Annotated in this window: 18 protein-coding genes and 2 tRNA genes; 12 read left to right on the forward strand and 8 right to left on the reverse strand. The window is 67.3% G+C overall.

Annotated elements, in window-relative coordinates; translation table 11 throughout:
* Window positions 1-101 precede the first annotated feature (101 nt).
* The 4 genes from ORI27_RS09115 to ORI27_RS09130 all read left to right on the forward strand — a co-directional run bounded on the left by ORI27_RS09115 (window position 102) and on the right by ORI27_RS09130 (window position 4,056).
* Window positions 102-173 (forward strand) — tRNA-Gln (locus tag ORI27_RS09115).
* 75 nt (window positions 174-248) lie between these two features.
* Window positions 249-324, forward strand: a tRNA-Glu gene (locus ORI27_RS09120).
* Between the two features lie 330 nt (window positions 325-654).
* Entirely contained in the window at window positions 655-2,268 is a 1,614-nt protein-coding gene (locus ORI27_RS09125) for a S53 family peptidase (protein ID WP_265996420.1), read from the forward strand.
* A 165-nt stretch (window positions 2,269-2,433) separates the two neighbouring features.
* The gene (locus ORI27_RS09130; RefSeq protein WP_265996421.1) at window positions 2,434-4,056 is read left to right on the forward strand and encodes a zinc ribbon domain-containing protein; all 1,623 of its coding nucleotides are present in this window, start codon (window positions 2,434-2,436) and stop codon (window positions 4,054-4,056) included.
* On the opposite strand, the gene ORI27_RS09135 is transcribed toward ORI27_RS09130, so the two are convergent.
* Window positions 4,057-4,554: a pyridoxamine 5'-phosphate oxidase family protein gene (locus ORI27_RS09135; RefSeq protein ID WP_265996422.1), complete on the reverse strand. Its 498-nt coding sequence runs from the start codon at window positions 4,552-4,554 to the stop codon at window positions 4,057-4,059.
* Window positions 4,555-4,596: 42 nt separating this feature from the next.
* On the reverse strand, window positions 4,597-5,298 hold the full coding sequence (locus ORI27_RS09140) for an IclR family transcriptional regulator (protein ID WP_265996423.1): 702 nt from the start codon (window positions 5,296-5,298) through the stop codon (window positions 4,597-4,599).
* A gap of 75 nt (window positions 5,299-5,373) precedes the next feature.
* Here ORI27_RS09140 and leuC point away from each other — a divergent pair, with 75 nt between their 5' ends.
* The 3 genes from leuC (at window position 5,374) to ORI27_RS09155 (ending at window position 8,228) form a co-directional block, all read left to right on the forward strand.
* Window positions 5,374-6,807: a 3-isopropylmalate dehydratase large subunit gene (gene leuC, locus ORI27_RS09145; RefSeq protein ID WP_265996425.1), complete on the forward strand. Its 1,434-nt coding sequence runs from the start codon at window positions 5,374-5,376 to the stop codon at window positions 6,805-6,807.
* Between the two features lie 19 nt (window positions 6,808-6,826).
* Complete coding sequence (gene leuD / locus ORI27_RS09150) at window positions 6,827-7,423, forward strand: 3-isopropylmalate dehydratase small subunit (protein ID WP_265996426.1); 597 nt, start codon at window positions 6,827-6,829, stop codon at window positions 7,421-7,423.
* 199 nt (window positions 7,424-7,622) lie between these two features.
* On the forward strand, window positions 7,623-8,228 hold the full coding sequence (locus ORI27_RS09155; protein ID WP_265996427.1) for an HU family DNA-binding protein: 606 nt from the start codon (window positions 7,623-7,625) through the stop codon (window positions 8,226-8,228).
* Window positions 8,229-8,279: 51 nt separating this feature from the next.
* Here ORI27_RS09155 and mutT1 read toward each other — a convergent pair whose 3' ends face one another.
* From mutT1 to cofC, 3 genes are all read right to left on the reverse strand, one after another.
* Window positions 8,280-9,161: an 8-oxo-(d)GTP phosphatase MutT1 gene (mutT1, locus tag ORI27_RS09160; RefSeq protein WP_265996428.1), complete on the reverse strand. Its 882-nt coding sequence runs from the start codon at window positions 9,159-9,161 to the stop codon at window positions 8,280-8,282.
* Window positions 9,162-9,314: 153 nt separating this feature from the next.
* Entirely contained in the window at window positions 9,315-11,483 is a 2,169-nt protein-coding gene (locus tag ORI27_RS09165; protein ID WP_265996429.1) for an RNA degradosome polyphosphate kinase, read from the reverse strand.
* Between the two features lie 67 nt (window positions 11,484-11,550).
* Window positions 11,551-12,186 (reverse strand): 2-phospho-L-lactate guanylyltransferase, encoded by a 636-nt coding sequence (gene cofC, locus ORI27_RS09170; protein WP_265996430.1) that lies wholly within the window; start codon window positions 12,184-12,186, stop codon window positions 11,551-11,553.
* 83 nt (window positions 12,187-12,269) lie between these two features.
* Between cofC and ORI27_RS09175 the strand changes: the two genes are divergently transcribed.
* The 3 genes from ORI27_RS09175 (at window position 12,270) to ORI27_RS09185 (ending at window position 15,582) form a co-directional block, all read left to right on the forward strand.
* Window positions 12,270-13,280 (forward strand): NAD(P)H-dependent glycerol-3-phosphate dehydrogenase, encoded by a 1,011-nt coding sequence (locus ORI27_RS09175; RefSeq protein ID WP_265996431.1) that lies wholly within the window; start codon window positions 12,270-12,272, stop codon window positions 13,278-13,280.
* 7 nt (window positions 13,281-13,287) lie between these two features.
* Complete coding sequence (locus tag ORI27_RS09180) at window positions 13,288-14,394, forward strand: cystathionine gamma-lyase (protein ID WP_265996432.1); 1,107 nt, start codon at window positions 13,288-13,290, stop codon at window positions 14,392-14,394.
* A 72-nt stretch (window positions 14,395-14,466) separates the two neighbouring features.
* A complete protein-coding gene (locus tag ORI27_RS09185; RefSeq protein ID WP_323055590.1) occupies window positions 14,467-15,582 on the forward strand; it encodes a D-alanine--D-alanine ligase family protein in 1,116 nt (371 codons plus the stop codon).
* A 1-nt stretch (window position 15,583) separates the two neighbouring features.
* Here ORI27_RS09185 and ORI27_RS09190 read toward each other — a convergent pair whose 3' ends face one another.
* Together ORI27_RS09190 and ORI27_RS09195 are read right to left on the reverse strand one after the other, a co-directional pair.
* Window positions 15,584-16,150, reverse strand: a complete 567-nt coding sequence (locus ORI27_RS09190; protein WP_265996434.1) for a DUF3515 domain-containing protein — start codon at window positions 16,148-16,150, stop codon at window positions 15,584-15,586.
* The gene (locus tag ORI27_RS09195) at window positions 16,140-16,376 is read right to left on the reverse strand and encodes an Lrp/AsnC ligand binding domain-containing protein (protein WP_265996435.1); all 237 of its coding nucleotides are present in this window, start codon (window positions 16,374-16,376) and stop codon (window positions 16,140-16,142) included. The genes ORI27_RS09190 and ORI27_RS09195 overlap by 11 nt, the downstream gene beginning before the upstream one ends.
* Window positions 16,377-16,512: 136 nt before the next feature.
* Here ORI27_RS09195 and ORI27_RS09200 point away from each other — a divergent pair, with 136 nt between their 5' ends.
* Window positions 16,513-17,469, forward strand: a complete 957-nt coding sequence (locus ORI27_RS09200; RefSeq protein ID WP_265996436.1) for a thiamine-phosphate kinase — start codon at window positions 16,513-16,515, stop codon at window positions 17,467-17,469.
* Between the two features lie 23 nt (window positions 17,470-17,492).
* Window positions 17,493-18,218, forward strand: a complete 726-nt coding sequence (locus ORI27_RS09205; protein ID WP_265996437.1) for a uracil-DNA glycosylase — start codon at window positions 17,493-17,495, stop codon at window positions 18,216-18,218.
* Here the strand turns inward: ORI27_RS09205 and ORI27_RS09210 are convergent.
* Complete coding sequence (locus ORI27_RS09210; protein WP_456085459.1) at window positions 18,215-18,823, reverse strand: TetR/AcrR family transcriptional regulator; 609 nt, start codon at window positions 18,821-18,823, stop codon at window positions 18,215-18,217. The two genes, ORI27_RS09205 and ORI27_RS09210, sit on opposite strands and share 4 nt — an antisense overlap.
* Window positions 18,824-18,841: the final 18 nt, after the last annotated feature.

Consider the following 18,841-nt stretch of genomic DNA (forward strand, 5'->3'; position numbering starts at 1 on the left):
CTTTGATAGTGTGCTCGTCGGCTCGCAAACCTTGGCACAGCGCCCGCAATCCCTCGCTACACTGGGAAAAAGGCATCTGAGCAGCGGTTATAGGCAGCCAATGGGGTATGGTGTAATTGGCAACACAGCTGATTCTGGTTCAGCCATTCTAGGTTCGAGTCCTGGTACCCCAGCAATTATGTCGGCAACCGGCTCTGAGCTATGCTGGCAACCCGGTGCGTCACAAGGCGCGCCAGAGATTTGGTTCTGGCCCCGTCGTCTAGCGGCCTAGGACGCCGCCCTCTCACGGCGGTAGCGTGGGTTCGAATCCCATCGGGGCTACCAAACGAAATCGCCCGGTCATCGAGACCGGGCGATTCGTCGTTTCGATACCGCCGCCTGTCGTGGCCAGCAAATGGGTGCGCTGCCGCGAGGCTTGCTGTCGGATTATTAGCTGTGGAATCATTTCGGGCATCAGAGTGAGGTTCGCCACTTCGCGATTACCAGCCGGCGATACCGCACTTGTCGAGTACAGAGAAGGCTTCTCGTGATGGATGGGCGTGGCTCCGAGGGTCGCCGGTCCGGCGTTGCGGACGCCGAGGTGCTGTCTGCGGCTGCGGTAATCCAGGCCGGTATCGGCGACGCACAATGTGCGCGCGCGTCGGCCGCTGAACGATGAGGGTGCGTTTCCGGCCCGGGCTGATCCTCGCGACGACGCTGCTGGTGGCGGTGGCAGCGGTGGGGCCGGCGCCGTGGCGCGCCGGGTCCGGCGCCGAGCGCATCACGGGTCCGTACGCGTCGCTGCTGGCGGCGTCGACCAACCTCGGGTCGTCCCGGGCCGGCGATGCTCAGCTCACCGTCACGCTTTCTGCCCCCGAACGCCCCACGGCACTGACTGATTGGGCCCAAGCCCGAGAGCTTGCGGTGCGCTGGCGCCCCGGCCAGGACTGGGCGATCGTCACAGGCGGTGCCGATCGCATCGCGGCCGCGTTCGGCGTCCCGGTCAACGACTACCGTGGCCGGCGCGGACAGGTGTTCTATGCCTCACCCCGGCAACCGGCGCTCCCACCCGCGCTGCGCGGTGATGTCACCGCTGTGGGGCGGGTCCTCAGCTATCTGCCGCATCGAATGGCCCGCCCGGTCCTGCCGCTGGACGTGCCCAGACCTGGTTTGACACCTCAGCATCTGCTCACCACCTACAACGCGGCGCCGTTGGCCGCGGCCGGGTACACCGGCAAGGGCCAGACCCTCGTGGTCTTCGCGTTCGACGGTTACGACCAGCATGATCTCGACCTGTTTGCCGACTCCTCGGGGCTACCGAGGTTCACCCCCGAAGTGGTCGGTGGTCCGCTGGGGGCGGCCCACGGCGAGACGGTGATGGATCTGCAAGTGGCGCATGCCATCGCACCCGATGCCCGACTCGTGGTCGTCAACGCGCTGCCGACGGTCGACGGTGGTGGGCATTTTGAGAAGATCGGCCGGATGTTCGACAATGCTGCTCAGCGGTATCCGGGCTCGGTCTGGAGTCTGTCGATCGGATGGGGTTGTGAGGCATTGGTCACCGCGGCCGACGTCGCCCCGGTGCGTTCCGCCCTGACCCGTGCGCACCGTCGCGGGATCACGGTTTTCGACGCCAGCGGCGATAACGCGGGCCTGGAATGCAAGGGCGGCGAAGACTGGTCAGCTCCGCCCGGTCCCGACGACGTCGGCGTGGACACGATCGCATCGCTCCCCGAGATCACCTCGGTCGGCGGAACCACCCTCTCGACCGATATGGACGGCAGGTGGCTCGGGGAGCAGGCGTGGATCGACGTGCCGATGTCCCAGGGCACCAGCGGCGGTGCGTCGCGGTTGTTCGCCCGCCCCGATTACCAACGTGGGCTGGTCGCCGGGCGGGGTGCCGAACAGCGACTGGTTCCCGATGTCTCCGCGGTGGCCGACCCGTTCACCGGAGTGCGCATCGTATTCGAGCAGACCCCGCGGATCGGCGGCGGGACCTCTCAGGCCGCGCCGATCTGGGCGGGCATGACGGCGTTGATGAATCAGTACGTGATCGCCCATGGCGGGAGGCCGCTCGGCGATATCAACCCGCTGCTCTACGAGGTTGCGCGGGGGTCGTCGCGGCCGGGATTTCGCGACGTCACCGATGGCGGCAATGCCGTCGACAATCCCGTTCCCGGTTACGACCTGGTGACCGGACTGGGGACCCCCAACGTCGACAACCTCGCCCGGAATCTACTCGAAGCGCAGAAGGAACAGTCTGTCGTCGCCGGCTTTGCGCCGGGCTAAGGGGTAGCGGAGTTGGCCACCTCTTGCCCGGTGTGCGGAAACGATGTCGTGTCAGGCGATTTCTGTGGATCCTGCGGTGTCCGGCGGTCGACCGGCGGTGCCGGAAGTCGGCTTAGGCCCAGCGCATACGCCGCGGCACCCGGGGAGCACGTTCTCTTTCCGTGGATGACGAGTTCGCTTTTTCCGCGACTGCCGCGAAGCTCGCGCAATCGTTTTCGCGCCGCGCTGATCCTGCTGGTGGTGGCATTGGGAGGCTTGGCGCTGTCGCGGTGGCAGGCGGCGATGATCGCGACCGCGGCCTTCGGGCTGCCGATCCTGTTCGTCATCTATCTGCGCCAGATCGATATTCGCCGCACGGTCGGTGTGCGCAACGCCGTCGTATCCGCCGCCACGGGCTTGGGGCTGGGTGTCGGGTGGGCACTTGTCGCGGGGCCGATCGTCGCCAAGGCCTACGACGCTGCCCTCGGGGCGCACACGGATGCCGCCCAGGTGGTGTTGTACGGAATCGTCGTCCCGCTCAGCGAGGCCTTCGTCATGATCCTGCCCGCGGTGGTGGTGCGGGTGCTGGACCGCTCGACGCGAGAAATACTCGGCGGATTCGCAATCGGTGCGCTGGGCGCGACGGCCTGCACCGCTGCCGCCACCCTGACGCTGTTGCTGCCACAGCTGGCAATGGGAGTGCGCGCACCCTATCTACCGGTCGGCAGCCTTCTGGTGGAAGCGGCGGTCGAGGGGCTGGCCTGGCCTCTGGTCGGTGTCGCGGTGGGCGGCATCGTCGGCGTCGCACTGTGGTCCACCAGCCTTCCCACGATGTCTTGCCGATACCGCGGGGTGGTGCCGGGGGCCGTGCTGGTGACCGTGATCGTGGTCGCCGCGATGGGAGTGGTGGATGTCATCCCGGTTCCGTCGGAACTGTACGGGGTGCTGCATCTACTGATCGCCGGCTTGGCGGTGGTCGTGTTGCGGATCGTCATTTCAGCGGCCCTGATCCACGAGGCGCGGGGAAACACCCGCGCCAACGGGACATCGACGTGTGCGGAGTGCCAACATCTCGCGGCCCACGCGGCGTTCTGTAGCGAGTGCGGGGTCGTCTTCCGCGCGCCGTCGCAGACGACGGGCGGCTACGGCGGCGTCTTGGGTCCGCTGGCCGGCGGTCTGGCCGCGGTGGTGGCTGCGGGGGTGGTCGCCTCGGTGCTGATCACGCCCGCACCGAAGGCTGTTGTGTGCCCGCCTGATTGCGGCAGACCCCCGCTCGGCACCCCGGTCGAGACCAATCCGCGGTTCAGCGGTGACGACGGCGCCTTCTCCGTGTCCTACCCCGAGGAGGGTTCCGCCTACGAGGTCACCTTCGACCCGCCCGGACTGCACGGGGTCGAGTTGACGTACCTGGGTGGGGATACCGGCACGTTGACACTGTTCGGTGAGCCCGCCGCGGGCCGCACACCCGAGCAGATCGCACAGCGACTCATCAGCAGCACCTACCCCGGGGTCGCGGTCGACTACGAGATCCCCAACGCGTCAGTCGGTTACCAACCGGGGTACGGCGTCGTCGCCGACGTGTACCCGCAGGATTCGGCGGCCACTTACACCAGGCTGCGGGTGATCGTGATGGTGGCGGTCAAGCATGACTACGCCCTCATCGCCGCTGCGGTCGGCCCCTACCACCAGTTCAGTCCCGACTACGGGACCGGCCACCCGTCGGGCGCCAACCTCGAACTTGCCATGGACATGGGCAAATACGTCAACAGTTTCAGGTGGGGCGGCGACCGTTACCGCCGCCCGTCCTGATCATTCGGCAGGCGCGGTGGATCCGGCCAGCGGCATCGGGGGCATGCCGAGCTTGCCGTGATCCCACGATCGGATGCGGTTGACCGCGATGCGTACCGCGACCCGCTTGTTCATCATCATGTCGACGGCCGGCCTGAGATCGTCGGTGTAGGGCCCGTTGTAGCGCTCCCAGACGCTGACGCCGACCTTGAAAATGGTGTCGGGGTCCTCGATGATCTCGGCCACACCTTCGAACGCGACGCCCCGCAGCGTGTCGTACGTCATGCCGTCCTCGATGAGAAAGCTCACCCGCGGGTCGCGCCGCAGGTTGACCGCCTTCTGGGACTTGGCTTTCGTCTCGACCCAGATCTCGCCGTCGAGCACGCCGTACCACATCGCGACGAGATGGGGCTGGCCGTCGGGCCCGATGGTCGCCATGGTGCCGGTGCGGCAGCGCGCCACGAAATCGGCGATCTCGGCCTCCGACATGACGATCTGGTTGCGTTGGTTGGTTCCCATGGCGTCAGTGTGTCAGGCGATCTCACGTGGCTGTCGCGGGGATCACAGTCTGCGGGTGAGGGCATCGGCCGCGGCCACCAGGTCGGCAGCCCAGCGAGCACCGGGGCGACGGCCCATCCGGTCGATCGGACCGGACACCGACACCGCCGCGACCACCGCGCCGCTGCGGTCGCGGACCGGGGCCGACACACTGGCCACTCCCGGTTCGCGCTCGGCGGCGCTTTGTGCCCAGCCGCGCCGGCGGACCTCGGCCAGGGTTCGTTCGGTGAACTTCGCCGTCGGCAGCACGGATTGCTGCGTGGCGGAATCGCTGAACGCCAGGAGCACCTTGGCGCCAGAACCGGCCGTCATCGGCAGACGTGCCCCGACGGGCACGGTATCGCGAAGCCCGGCAGGGGGTTCCAGTGCGGCCACGCAGATCCGGGTGGTGCCTTCGCGGCGATAGAGCTGCACGCTCTCACCGGTGATCTCCCGCAGCCGGGGCAACACCGTCGCGCCTGCCGCCAGCAGCGGATCGTTGACCTGGGCCGCCAGTTCACTGATGGCCGGTCCCAGTCGCCACCGCCCGGCGCTGTCCCGGGCCAACAGCCGGTGGACCTCCAAGCCGGCGGCGAGCCGGTGCGCGGTGGCGCGCGGGAGGCCGGTCCGATCACAGAGTTCGGCCAGCCCACACGGCGAATCGGCGATCGAGTGAAGTACACCCACGGCTTTGTCGAGCACCCCGATGCCGCTATCCTGTCTCATATCGAGATACTAGCGTCCCGAAATATGAGATATCCAGACTTATGTTTCGGATATCGGAAAGTGAATTGAGAAGTCATGGCTCAGTCCGACAGGCCCAGGACCCTGCCCGAGAAGGTGTGGGACGACCACGTCGTGGTCGCCGGCGCCGGGACCGGCGCATCGCGCGAACCCGATTTGATCTACATCGATCTCCATCTCATCCACGAGGTGACCAGCCCGCAGGCCTTCGACGGACTGCGGCTGGCCGGCAGGCCGCTGCGCCGTCCCGACCTGACCATCGCGACCGAGGATCACAACGTGCCGACGGTCGACATCGACAAGCCGATCGCCGACCCGATCTCCCGTACCCAGGTCGAGACGTTGCGGCACAACTGCGCCGAGTTCGGTGTCCGGCTGCACCCGATGGGTGACGCCGAGCAGGGGATCGTCCACGTGATGGGCCCGCAGCTGGGGCTGACTCAGCCGGGGATGACGATCGTGTGCGGCGACAGCCACACCTCCACGCACGGAGCCTTCGGTGCGATCGCGATGGGTATCGGGACCTCGGAAGTCGAGCATGTTCTTGCCACCCAGACACTTCCGCTGCGGCCGTTCAAGACGATGGCGGTCAACGTGGACGGCCCGCTGCCACCCGGGGTGAGTGCCAAGGACATCATCTTGGCGGTCATCGCCAAGATCGGCACCGGCGGCGGCCAGGGCTATGTCATCGAATACCGGGGCAGCACCATCGAATCGCTGTCGATGGAAAGCCGGATGACCGTCTGCAATATGAGCATCGAGGCCGGAGCCCGGGCCGGGATGGTGGCGCCGGATGAGACGACGTACGAATTCCTGCGGGGTCGCCCCTACGCGCCCTCGGGTGCGGACTGGGACGCGGCGGTGGCCGCGTGGGAGGGGCTCAAGACCGACGAGGGTGCCGAATTCGACACCGAGGTCTACATCGACGCGACGACACTGAGTCCCTTTGTGACGTGGGGTACCAACCCCGGCCAGGGGGTTCCGCTGGCCGAAGCGGTGCCCGATCCGGAACTCATGACCAGTGATTCCGAGCGGCAGGCCGCTGAGAAGGCGTTGGCATACATGGACCTCCGGGCGGGCACTCCGATGCGCGATGTGGCGGTCGACGCGGTGTTCGTCGGTTCGTGCACCAACGGACGCATCGAGGACCTTCGGGTGGTGGCCGACGTGCTGCGTGGGCGCGCCGTCGCCGACGGTGTACGGATGCTGATCGTGCCGGGATCGATGCGGGTGCGTGCGCAGGCCGAATCTGAAGGGCTGGGCGAGATCTTCGCCGCGGCCGGTGCCCAGTGGCGCCAGCCGGGCTGCTCGATGTGCCTCGGGATGAATCCCGACCAGCTATCGCCGGGGGAGCGCTGTGCGTCGACATCCAACCGGAATTTCGAAGGCCGGCAGGGCAAGGGCGGCCGCACGCACCTGGTATCGCCGGCAGTCGCCGCCGCGACCGCGGTGCGCGGAACGCTGTCCTCACCCGCCGATCTCACAAACTAGACCCGCTAAGGAGAACACGATGGAGGCATTTCACACCCACACCGGCATCGGGGTTCCGCTGCGCCGGTCCAATGTCGACACCGATCAGATCATTCCCGCGGTGTATTTGAAGCGGGTCACCCGAACGGGATTCGAGGACGGATTGTTCGCCGCGTGGCGCACCGATCCCTCATTCATTCTCAATCTGAGTCCCTTCGACCGGGGTTCGGTTCTGGTGGCCGGACCCGATTTCGGCACCGGATCGTCGCGCGAACATGCGGTCTGGGCGCTCATGGACTTCGGATTCCGGGTCGTCATCTCGTCACGCTTCGCCGACATCTTTCGCGGCAACGCGGGCAAGGCGGGGCTGTTGGCGGCTGAAGTAACTCAGGATGATGTCGAACTTCTCTGGAAGCTCATCGAGCAGAATCCAGGGCTGGAAATCGCTGTCAATCTTCAAGATCGAAATATCACCGCCGGAACAGCCGTGGTGCCGTTCACGATTGACGATTACACCGCGTGGCGGCTGCTGGAAGGGCTCGACGATATAGGCCTTACGCTGCGGAAACTCAGTGAAATCGAAGCTTTCGAGGCGAACCGGCCGAGCTGGAAGCCGCGCATTTCGACGCCCTCCTGAAGGGGCCGGGACGCCGAATTCCCGTTCCCAAGCCGGGGGTTCGGCCCCCCGGATTCACCGCCCTAGGGCGGCAAGCGGATTGCTGAAATCCTCCTAAGTAGTGCCTGAAATTGGGCGTGGCTCTTGGAAATCTGCAGGCCTTGGGTTTACCGTGTTCTGCAGTCGGTCCAAAGTGGACCACTGGCTTCGGAGGAATTGAATGAACAAAGCAGAGCTCATCGACGTACTCACGGAGAAATTGGGCTCAGATCGTCGGCAAGCAACTCTGGCGGTGGAAAACGTCGTCGACACCATTGTGCGCGCGGTGCACAAGGGCGACAGCGTGACCATCACCGGTTTCGGCGTTTTCGAGCAGCGGCGTCGTGCCGCCCGTGTGGCGCGCAATCCGCGCACCGGCGAAACCGTCAAGGTTAAGCCGACTTCCGTTCCCGCTTTCCGTCCCGGCGCTCAATTCAAGGCTGTCGTCTCCGGTGCTCAGAAGCTTCCGGCCGAAGGTCCGGCCGTCAAGCGCGGTGCTGTCGCCGGCCCGGTCAAGAAGGCCGCCGCCAAGAAGGCCGTCCGCAAGGCGGTCGTGAAGAAGGCTGCTCCGGCTAAGAAGGCTCCGGCTAAGAAGGCCCCGGCTAAGAAGGCTCCGGCTAAGAAGGCTCCGGCCAAGAAGGCTCCGGCTAAGAAGGCTCCGGCCAAGAAGGCTCCGGCCAAGAAGGCTCCGGCCAAGAAGGCTCCGGCCAAGAAGGCTCCGGCCAAGAAGGCTCCGGCCAAGAAGGCTCCGGCCAAGAAGGCCCCGGCCAAGAAGGGTCGCCGCTAAGTTCAGACGTTGGATACGCCGCGGGCGCAATGCCCGCGGCGTATTCGCGTGTCAGGGTCTCGTCGCCAGCGGACTATCGATGTAGTCAGCGGCGACGATGCGGTCGCCGTTCAACGACAGCACCCACGTGCTGCCTTTTCGATTGCGCGACTTGTCCGGCTTGTCATTGCCCCGCCACCACGCCAGCAGATAGGGAATCACCTTGCCCTGTGTGCAGATGACCGGTGTTCCGCCGCGGGCGGCGATCTCGACGATGCGTTTGTGCGCGGCTTCGGGGTCGGCGGCGTAGGCCTCCTCGGTGAGGCTGGCTTCGGCGGCGACCTTGACGCCGAGCTCCTGCGCCAGCGGCTCGACGGTCTGGATGCAGCGGGCGCGATCGGCGGCGTAGATGTCGGTGGCCCCGAACGCCATCAGTTGCCCGACCAACGACTCGGCTTGTGCGCGGCCGTTCTTGTCCAGCGGCCGACCGCGGTCGTCGCTCTTGTACCGGGATTTGATTCCCGCGGTGCCGTGCCGAACGATCAGCACCGTCTCGGTCGCGGCGGGCTGTTTGGTGAAGGCCGTGAGCACATCTCGATCGTGCGGGTAGGTGAGTCGTTGCGCCGCTTCGTCGACCGGCATCCACTCCATTCGATCGACCTCGGGTCCCGGAATGAATTCACCACCAAGCGCCCGCGCCACCCAGTAGTGAACGACCTTGGAGCCCTGCGGGACCTGATAGCGGGTCTGGATCAGGCGCCGGCCCAGCTGTGATCGCTGACCGGTCTCCTCCCAGATCTCGCGCACCGCGGCGATCGGTTCGTTCTCACCGGGGTCGACTTTGCCCTTCGGCAACGACCAATCGTCGTAACGGGGCCGATGAATCAGCGCGACGTGCGGTTCGCCGGTGGCGGGGTCGGGCCGCCACAGTGCCGCGCCGGCCGCGAGGATCACCCGCCGGGATGGCTTCCCTTTTTTCGCCGCTGCTTTCTTGGTCGATTTGGTCCTCGAGCTGTCGCGTGACGCTCTTTTGGCCACCTCAACTCCCGCAAATCAATTCGGGTCCCAGCCGGGACCGGACTTGGTGGGTTGCATCGGAGGACGCACTCAAGGTTGCCGATGGCGTTCCATCAGCCACACCTGGTGGTCGCGGACTTGGCGCCCGTCTTGCGGCGCCGCCGTCCAGTGGCCGTCGGGGCCAAGCTCCCAGCACCGCGTCGAGGGATCCATCGCCGACTCGAATATCTCGTCGAGATATCCGGTGAGGCGGGGGTCTTTGACCTGGGCCAGCACCTCGACGCGGCGATCCAGATTGCGGTGCATCATGTCGGCGCTGCCGATGAAGAACTCGTTGATCGCCCTGAAGTGGAAGATCCGCGAATGTTCCAGGAAGCGGCCCAGGATCGAGCGTACGACGATGTTCTCCGAAAAGCCCTCGGCCCCGGGCCGCAGTGCGCAGATGCCGCGAACGACGACCTCGACGCGAACCCCGGCCTGTGATGCCCGGTACAGCGCGTCGATGACCTGTTCGTCGACAAGGGCGTTGGCTTTGAGGCGGATCCGGCCCTGTCCGCCATGCCGATGCGCCTCGATTTCGCGTTCGACGCGTTCGATGATGCCCTTGCGGACCCCATGCGGGGCCACCAGCAGATTGCGGTAGCTGACCTTGCGTGAGTAGCCGGTCAGCGAATTGAACAGGTCGGTCAGGTCGGCGCCGATATCGGGCGCGGCGGTGATCAGACCGACGTCCTCATAGAGCCGTGCGGTTTTGGGGTTGTAGTTGCCGGTGCCGATATGGCAGTAGCGACGGATCGTCGAACCCTCGCGACGCACCACCAGACAGGTCTTGCAGTGCGTCTTCAGCCCGATCAACCCGTAGACGACGTGCACGCCGGCGTCTTCCAGTGTGCGGGCCCATTTGATGTTGGCCTGCTCGTCGAAGCGGGCCTTCAACTCGACGAGGGCCACCACCTGCTTGCCCGCCTGGGCGGCGTCGATGAGCGCGTTGACGATCGGGGAGTCGCCGGAGGTCCGGTACAGCGTCTGCTTGATGGCCAACACATTCGGGTCGGCGGCGGCCTGTTCGATGAAGCGCTGCACGCTCGTCGAGAACGAATCATAGGGATGGTGCACCAGCACATCGCCGTCGCGCAGGGTGGCGAAAATGCTCTTCGGCGTCTCGCGTTCACCGAACGCGGGGTGGGTGGCAGGCACGAACGGGCGATCCTTGAGCGCCGGGCGATCGACGCCGTAGATCTGCCACAGCGACGAAAGATCCAGCAGCCCCGGCACCTGGACCACATCGCTGGGATCGACGTCCAGTTCGCGCAGGAGGAGTTCGAGCATGTGCTCGGTCATGTCGTCGGCGACTTCCAGGCGAACTGGGGATCCGAACCGCCGCCGTGCCAGTTCCCGCTCCAGCGCCTGGAGCAGATCTTCGTCGCGGTCTTCCTCGACCTGCATGTCGGCGTTGCGGGTGATGCGGAAGACATGGTGCTCGACGATTTCCATGCCGGGGAACAGCACCGGCAGGAAAGCCGCGATGAGTTCCTCGGTGGGCAGGAATCGGACGATATCGCTTTCCCCGTTGGCGCCGATGAGTTCGACGAACCGGTCGACGTTGTCGGGAACCTTGATGCGGGCGAAGTGTTCGCCGCCGTCGTCGGGTGACTTGACCGTGATCGCCAGATTCAGGCTCAAACCGCTGACGAACGGGAACGGATGTGCCGGGTCGACGGCGAGCGGGGTGAGAACGGGGAACACCTGCTCGTGGAAATAGGTCGAGAGCTCACTGCGTTCGTCGTCGGTCAGCTCGGCCCATGTGACGATGCGGATGCCTTCCTCGGCCAGCGCGGGACGCACCGACTCGATGAAAACCTCGGCCTGGCGCAACGAGATCTGGCGGGTCCGCTCGCCGATGCGGCGCAGCTGCTCCCGTGGGGAGAGGCCGTCGGCCGAACGCACCGACAGTCCCATCTCGTCGCGACGTTTCAGCCCGGCCACCCGGACCATGTAGAACTCGTCGAGGTTGGAAGCGAAGATCGCCAGGAACTTCGCCCGCTCCAGCAGAGGCAGTGAGGTGTCGGCCGCCAAGGCCAACACTCTGGCATTGAAATCCAGCCAGCTCAGCTCGCGATTGAGGTACCGGTTGTCGGGCAGCTCGTTGTCGTCCGTGATGTCGGTGGCCGCCGGCGGGGCCTCCGGTGCCTCACCGGGCTGCCAGTCGTCGTCCGTGGAGCGGGCTTCGGTTTCCGTCTCGGTCACAGTTGCGATCATCCCTCATCGGCGGGGAGTGTGGACGGCGGCGGCCGAAAGTCGATGTCCGTTCAGGGGCTGTTAACCGTCATCGGTGCGCGATTGCCCTGGTCGTCGCCGCCCCGACACCCAGCAGCCGGGCGGCCTGCAGGTCCTCGACGGTATCGATGTCGCAGCGCAGCCCCGGCCACGTGCCGGTCAGTTCGACAGCCCCGGAGTCGCGGTGCCGGCGGGCTGAATCACGGCCGAGCAGCGGGTCCAGCGGAGCACCGAAGGCGAAAAGCGCCGCGGTCCCGCTGCCGTGGCGGTCGGCGACGAAACTGCGCCGATGCGATCGTGCCTGCGACAGCGCCTCGGCCAGCTCGTCGGTCTGCAATGCCGGCAAATCTCCCTGGAGCACAACAGTATTGGCGGTCTGCTCGGCGACGCTGGTCCAGGCCAGCCGGACGGCGGTGTTCAGCGGGTCAGGATCAGATGGTGGCGTGGTGTCGACGAGCACCGCCGCGCCCAGTTCCCGCGCGGCCGACGCCGCCGTGTCGTCGGGGGTGACGACGGTGATCGACCCGACGGCGCTGACCGCACGGGCTGCCGTGATGGTGTCGACGAGCATCGCGAGCACGACCCGCTCGCGAGTGCCCGTAGCGAACACCGGGCTCAGCCTGGTCTTGGCGGCCGCGAGGCGCTTGACCGCGATGATCACGCCGGTATCGGCTCCGCCGCTCATGTTCACCATCCTTCCAGCGTCGTCTCGACCGACCGCATTCCTGCCAGGCGGTCGCCGCAGTGGCGTGGGCTACGTTAATGAGCATGACCAGCACGGTGGGCACCGCGGCGGTGATGGGCGCCGGCGCATGGGGAACTGCCCTGGCCAAGGTGCTGGCCGAGGCCGGCTCGGAGGTTCGGTTGTGGGCGCGTCGCGCCGAGGTCGCCGAGGAGATCAACACCGCGCGCACCAATACGCCCTACCTCCCCGGAATCGAGCTTCCACCTGCCATCCGCGCCACCACCGACGCCGGCGAGGCTCTTGACGGGCTGACCACCGTGTTGCTCGCCGTTCCATCCCAGACGCTGCGCGCCAACCTCGAACAATGGCGCGGACTGATCGCCGAAGACGCCACCCTGGTCAGCCTCGCCAAGGGCATCGAGCTGGGCAGCCTGATGCGGATGAGTCAGGTCATTGTGCAGGTCACCGGGGTCGACCCCAGCCAGGTGGCGGTGGTCTCGGGCCCCAACCTGGCCGATGAGATCGCGGTGCAGCAACCTGCGGCGACGGTGGTCGCCTCGACTGATTCCGGCCGTGCCGTCGCCCTTCAGCGAGCACTGAGCACCGGCTATTTCCGTCCGTACACCAACGCCGACGTCATCGGCACCGAGATCGGCGGGGCCTGCAAGAACGTCATCGCGCTGGCCTGCGGTATGGCGGCCGGAGTGGGGCTGGGGGAGAACACCGCGGCCGCGATCATCACCCGTGGGCTGGCCGAGATCATGCGGTTGGGTATTGCCGTGGGCGCCAAGTCGGCGACGTTGGCGGGTCTGGCCGGGGTCGGCGACCTGGTGGCGACCTGCACGTCGCCGCATTCGCGTAACCGGAGCTTCGGCGAACGCCTCGGCCGGGGCGGGACGATCCAGGCCGCGCAACTCGCCGCCGGCGGTCACGTCGCCGAGGGCGTCACCTCATGCGAATCGATCTTGGCCCTGGCATCCAGTTATGACGTCGAGATGCCACTGACGGACGCGGTTCACCAGGTGTGCCACAAGGGGCTTTCGGTCGACCAGGCGGTGGCGCTGCTGTTGGGCCGCAGCACCAAACCGGAGTGATCCGTCGATGAGCGACCGCTACGGCGATTCGACCCGCGCCGTCAAAGCCGTGAGCTCCCAGCCGATTCCGGGTGAGCCTGTCGGCCCCGGCCCGGTGCTGGCAGCGGCCTTCCACCTCTCCGACGACGAGGGCAGCGAGCCGAACACCTACGGCCGCGGCTCCAATCCGACCTGGCGCCAGCTCGAGTCGGCGCTGGCGGAGCTGGAAGGCGCCACCGCTGCGCTGAGCTTCGGGTCGGGAATGGCGGCGATCACCGCGGCCCTGCGGGTGACGGCTAAACCCGGTTCGGTGCTGGTCGTTCCGGCCGACGGTTACTACCAGGTGCGGCGTTATGCCACCGAAAGCCTTGCCCCACTGGGGGTGACGGTCCGTGAATCGGCCGCCCAGCAGATGTGCCAGGCCGCCGAGGAGGCCGACGTGGTTCTGGCCGAGTCGCCGACCAACCCGGCCCTGGACGTGGTGGATCTGCACCGGCTGGCACAGACCTGCCGCCGCCGGGGCGCGCGGCTGCTGGTGGACAACACCACCGCAACTCCGCTGGGACAGCAACCGCTGTCGCTGGGCGCCGATCTCGTGATCGCCAGCGCCACCAAGGGGTTGTCCGGACACAGTGATCTGCTCGCGGGCTACGCGGCCGGTAGCCACCCCGAGCTGATGGCGAGCCTGGAACACGAGCGGCTCCTGGCCGGTGCCATCCTCGGCTCGTTCGAAGCCTGGCTGGCATTGCGCAGCCTCGGCAGTGTCGGACTGCGCTTCGAGCGGCAGTGCCAGAACGCGCTGGCGCTGGCGACCGCGCTGCGCTCCCACCCGCGAGTACGGTCGGTGCGCTACCCGGGCTTGCCCGACGACCCGTCGTACCGGGTCGCCGCGGCGCAGATGCGCCGCTTCGGTGGACTGGTTGGCATCGAGCTCGCCGACGCGGAGTCGGTGCACGCCTTGGTGCGACGCAGCGAGCTGCTCGTCGCGTCGACCAGCTTCGGCGGCATCCACACCTCGGTGGACCGGCGTGCTCGCTGGGGCGACGCAGTGGCCGACGGGTTCGCCCGGATCTCGGCCGGCATCGAGGACACCGACGACCTCGTCGCCGATGTGCTGTCCGCCCTTGATGTCTGAAATACCTGTTCACGGCGTCGGATCGTGCCGATAACACCCGGGCTGTAGCCTCTCTAGGTTGTGAGTTCCCGTCTGCCCTCCGACCGGCCGTCCCGTATCCGTGTCGCTGTCGTCTACGGGGGCCGCAGCTCCGAGCACGCGATCTCCTGCGTGTCGGCGGGCAGCATCTTGCGAAATCTGGACCCGCAGCGCTTCGAGGTCGTCGCGGTCGGCATCACCCCCGAAGGTTCGTGGGTGCTGACCGACGGCCGTCCGGAGACCTTGGCCATCGCCGACCGGCAACTGCCCGAGGTCAGCGGCGAGTCCGGAACCGCGCTGGCGCTGTCGGCCGACCCGCTGCGTCGCGGGGAGCTGGTGTCGTTGGGCGAGGCCGCCGGCGAGGTGCTGACATCGGTCGACGTGGTCTTTCCCATCCTGCACGGACCCTACGGCGAGGATGGCACCATTCAGGGCCTACTGGAATTGGCGGGAGTGCCCTACGTGGGCGCCGGAGTGTTCGCCAGCGCGGCGGGCATGGACAAGGAATTTACCAAGAAGCTGTTGGCCGCCGCCGGACTGCCAATCGGCGATCACGTCGTCCTGCGAGCGCACCAGGAGGCGCCGACACTGGATGATGTTGAGCGACTCGGCTTTCCGATGTTCGTGAAACCGGCGCGCGGCGGCTCGTCGATCGGGGTCAGCCGGGTCGACAGTCCCGACGAACTTCCGGCGGCCATCGCCGCTGCCCGCCGCCACGACCCCAAGGTGATCGTCGAGGCCGCCGTCGCGGGCCGTGAGCTCGAATGCGGGGTCCTCGAATTCCCCGACGGCTCAGTGCAAGCCAGCGTCATCGGCGAGATCCGGGTGGCCGGAGTGCGCGGTCGCGAGGACGGTTTCTATGACTTCGCCACCAAGTACCTCGACGACGGCGCCGAACTCGACGTGCCCGCCAAGGTCGACGACGATGTGGCGGACGAGTTGCGGCGTCTGGCGATCAAGACTTTCACGGCGCTGGACTGCCAGGGTCTGGCGCGGGTGGACTTCTTCCTGACCGACGACGGTCCGGTGGTCAACGAGATCAACACGATGCCGGGATTCACGACGATCTCGATGTATCCGCGGATGTGGGCCGCCACCGGCATCGACTATCCGACGCTGGTACGAACGATGGTCGAGACCGCGCTGGCCCGGGGGACCGGGCTGCGCTGACTCAGCGCGCCGGGTTGGGATCGATCGGCACGGCCGGCATGGTGCGGGCGATCAGATCCGACAACGCCTGAATGGGTGTCGGCCCCGACCGTGTCGGCAGGGTGAGCGCCACATAGACCGGGCGGTCGACGGTGACCCAGGTGCTGTGGTCGCTGGCGGGATCGTCCAGCCGGAACCACTGGACCGCGTCGACCATCTGGATGGGGGAGCCGACGACGAATTCCGCCGGCCGGCCGATGCCGCAGCGCATGATGACCGGGTCGCTGTCCGCCGTGGCACGCCACGCTGCCGCGCCCGGCGGCACCGGGTCGACGGCGGCCACCCGCTGGAATTCACCGAGGGCGGCGGGCAGGGCATCGAGCAGGGCCCGGCAGGCCGAGGAGTCCGCCTCCGGCGCGGGCGCGGACGCGATGGCCACCGGCCGGATCGGAGCGCGGCGGGTGGCGGCGATACCCAGGACGGCGCCGATGGCGACGACGGCGACCACTACCGCCGCGATCAGGACGGCGCGGGGTGGACCGTCCGGTGTGCGTTCCTCGGTGGCAGCGGGGGCAGGCTCAGTCGGCATCGGCGATGGGGCAGGTCAGGGTTCTGGTGATCCCCGCGATCTGCTGAATGCTGGGCACAATGGTGGCGGTGAGCTCGGCCTCGCTGGCCGAGCCGATCCGCACGACCACGTCATAGGGTCCGGTGACGTATTCCGACAACAGCACACCGGGCAGTGCGGCGACCTGCTTGGCGACGACCTCGGCGCGGCCGACCTCGGTCTGGATCAGCATGTAGGCCTCCACCACCCGTCGTCTCCTCGTCTCGATGTTCGCCCGTGTGCGGCTGCCGCCCTAGACTGACGTGTCCCGGTATCGGCAGGGCCCAAACGTACCGCAGGTTGCCGCACCGATCAGCGTGTGCGACGGCAGGAGGGGAGGCACAGTGGCCGACGGTGGCGAACCCACCTTGCGCCAGCTGGGCGAGTTTCCGATGATCGACCGGCTGGTGGCGAGTCGTCGTCAGCCCGTCGGGGTGTCGGTCGGACCCGGCGACGATGCGGCGGTGGTGGCCACCCCGGACGGCCGGGTTGTCGTCACCACCGACATGCTGGTGGAGGGCCGTCATTTCCGGCTGGACTGGTCGACTCCCCATGACGTCGGCCGAAAGGCCATCGCGCAGAACGCCGCCGACATCGAGTCGATGGGCGCACGGTGTACCGCCTTGGTGGTGGCGTTCGGCGCTCCGCCGGACACCGCCGTGGCGCGGGTGCAGGAACTGGCCGACGGGATGTGGCAGGAGGTCACGGGTTTTGGTGCCGGGATCGTCGGCGGTGACCTGGTCGCCAGCCCGCAGTGGGTGGTGTCGGTGACAGCGCTGGGGGATCTGGATGGACGTGCGCCGGTGCTGCGCGCTGGCGCACGGGCCGGATCGGTGGTCGCCGTCGCCGGTGATCTCGGACGTTCGGCCGCCGGGCACCTGTTGTGGCACAAGGGGATCGAAGGATTCGACGCTCTGCGGCAGCGGCATCTGGTTCCCCGCCCACCCTACGGGCAGGGACTCGTGGCGGCCCAGGCCGGCGCCCAGGCCATGACCGACGTATCCGACGGGCTGCTCGCCGATCTCGGCCATATCGCCGAAGGATCCGGCGTGGCCATCGATCTCGCCGCTGATGCCCTGGAGCCCGACGTCGCGGCGGTCACCGCCGCGGCGACCGCCGCCGGCACCGAACCGCTGTCGCTGGTGCTCTCCGGTGGTGAAGATCACGCGCTCGTCGCGTGTTTTCCCGATGACGTCCCCTCGGGTTGGCGGGTGATCGGCTCCGTGGTCGGCGGCGCGCCCGCGGTCCGGGTGGACGGGCGGGCCTGGGCCGGCTCGGCGGGTTGGCAGTCCTTCGACTGACGTCCTCCGTTAGGTTGACCTTCGTGACAACCACCGCCCGGCCGCTGAGCGAACTCGTCGACGACGGCTGGGCGCAGGCGCTGTCCCCGGTCGGCGAGCAGGTCGCGCAGATGGGCCAGTTCCTGCGGGCCGAGATCGCCGCCGGCCGGCGTTATCTGCCCGCCGGGCCGAACGTACTGCGCGCCTTCACCTTCCCCTTCTCCGAGGTGCGGGTGCTGATCGTCGGCCAGGATCCATACCCGACGCCGGGGCATGCGGTGGGCCTGAGTTTCTCGGTCGCTCCGGACGTGCGACCGTTACCGCGCAGCCTGGCCAACATCTTCACCGAGTACAGCGCCGATCTCGGATATCCGCAGCCGTCCAACGGTGATCTCACACCGTGGTCGCAGCGCGGGGTCATGCTGCTGAACAGGGTGCTGACCGTGCGGCCGGGCAATCCGGCGTCGCACCGGGGCAAGGGGTGGGAAGCGGTCACCGAATGCGCCATCCGCGCGCTGGTCGCGCGGGATCAGCCGATGGTGGCGATCCTGTGGGGCCGTGATGCGTCGACGCTCAAGCCGATGCTGGACGGGAGCGGCGGGCAGGAGCGAAGCGACCCGGGGGGAGGCAGTCGCTGCGTGGCGATCGAGTCGCCGCACCCCTCGCCGCTTTCGGCGTCTCGGGGATTCTTCGGCTCACGCCCGTTCAGTCGGGCCAACGAACTGCTGACCGGGATGGGCGCAGAGCCGATCGACTGGCGTCTGCCCTAGTCAGCAGCGTCGCCCAGACGGGCGGGTACGCCGGACGGGCCGCCAAGGTGGGCACTGACCGTTGGAGTGAGTCGTTCGATGAGTCCATCCATCGGCTCTGACGCGATCGGCTCGATTTTGAGGATGTAGCGCAGGAGTGCGACGCCGAGGAGCTGAGCTATGGCCAGGTCGATCCGCAATGTGGCGTCGGGGTGGGCGAGCGGTTCGGCGAGCTGAGGGTAGAGATGGCCGGCGATGAACTGCCGGACCAGCGTGGCGGATTCCTCGTGGGTGGTAGCGCCACGCAGGATCGCCAGTAGGGGTGTCCGGGTGTCGGGTTGCTCCCACATCGTGAGGAACATCAGGGTCAGCCTGGCCGCGATCTCGTCGGGGCCGCCACCGGTGATGTACGCGCCGAGCTGTGCAGGTTCGAAAGGCCATCCCATCGTGGCTCGGAACAGACCGGCCTTGTTGCCGAAATAGTGCCGGACCAGCGCCGGATCCACCTGGGCAGCGGACGCGATGTCCCGGATCGAAGTCTTGTCGTAGCCGCCCTCGGCGAACAAGCGACGTGCGGTGACCACGAGCGTGTTCCGGGTATCGGGATTGCCCGGGCGTCGTCCCATCGGTGGCATAAGTCCAGA

Source organism: Mycobacterium pinniadriaticum, from assembly GCF_026242045.1.
Taxonomy (GTDB): domain Bacteria; phylum Actinomycetota; class Actinomycetes; order Mycobacteriales; family Mycobacteriaceae; genus Mycobacterium; species Mycobacterium pinniadriaticum.

Excerpts from the sequence above, each read along its gene's own strand:
- ORI27_RS09125 (WP_265996420.1), top strand. The coding sequence starts at position 655 with ATGAGGGTGCGTTTCCGGCCCGGGCTGATCCTCGCGACGACGCTGCTG.
- ORI27_RS09130 (WP_265996421.1), top strand. The coding sequence starts at position 2,434 with ATGACGAGTTCGCTTTTTCCGCGACTGCCGCGAAGCTCGCGCAATCGT.
- ORI27_RS09135 (WP_265996422.1), bottom strand. The coding sequence starts at position 4,554 with ATGGGAACCAACCAACGCAACCAGATCGTCATGTCGGAGGCCGAGATC.
- ORI27_RS09140 (WP_265996423.1), bottom strand. The coding sequence starts at position 5,298 with ATGAGACAGGATAGCGGCATCGGGGTGCTCGACAAAGCCGTGGGTGTA.
- leuC (WP_265996425.1), top strand. The coding sequence starts at position 5,374 with ATGGCTCAGTCCGACAGGCCCAGGACCCTGCCCGAGAAGGTGTGGGAC.
- leuD (WP_265996426.1), top strand. The coding sequence starts at position 6,827 with ATGGAGGCATTTCACACCCACACCGGCATCGGGGTTCCGCTGCGCCGG.
- ORI27_RS09155 (WP_265996427.1), top strand. The coding sequence starts at position 7,623 with ATGAACAAAGCAGAGCTCATCGACGTACTCACGGAGAAATTGGGCTCA.
- ORI27_RS09165 (WP_265996429.1), bottom strand. The coding sequence starts at position 11,483 with ATGATCGCAACTGTGACCGAGACGGAAACCGAAGCCCGCTCCACGGAC.
- cofC (WP_265996430.1), bottom strand. The coding sequence starts at position 12,186 with ATGAGCGGCGGAGCCGATACCGGCGTGATCATCGCGGTCAAGCGCCTC.
- ORI27_RS09175 (WP_265996431.1), top strand. The coding sequence starts at position 12,270 with ATGACCAGCACGGTGGGCACCGCGGCGGTGATGGGCGCCGGCGCATGG.
- ORI27_RS09180 (WP_265996432.1), top strand. The coding sequence starts at position 13,288 with ATGAGCGACCGCTACGGCGATTCGACCCGCGCCGTCAAAGCCGTGAGC.
- ORI27_RS09190 (WP_265996434.1), bottom strand. The coding sequence starts at position 16,150 with ATGCCGACTGAGCCTGCCCCCGCTGCCACCGAGGAACGCACACCGGAC.
- ORI27_RS09210 (WP_456085459.1), bottom strand. The coding sequence starts at position 18,823 with ATGGGACGACGCCCGGGCAATCCCGATACCCGGAACACGCTCGTGGTC.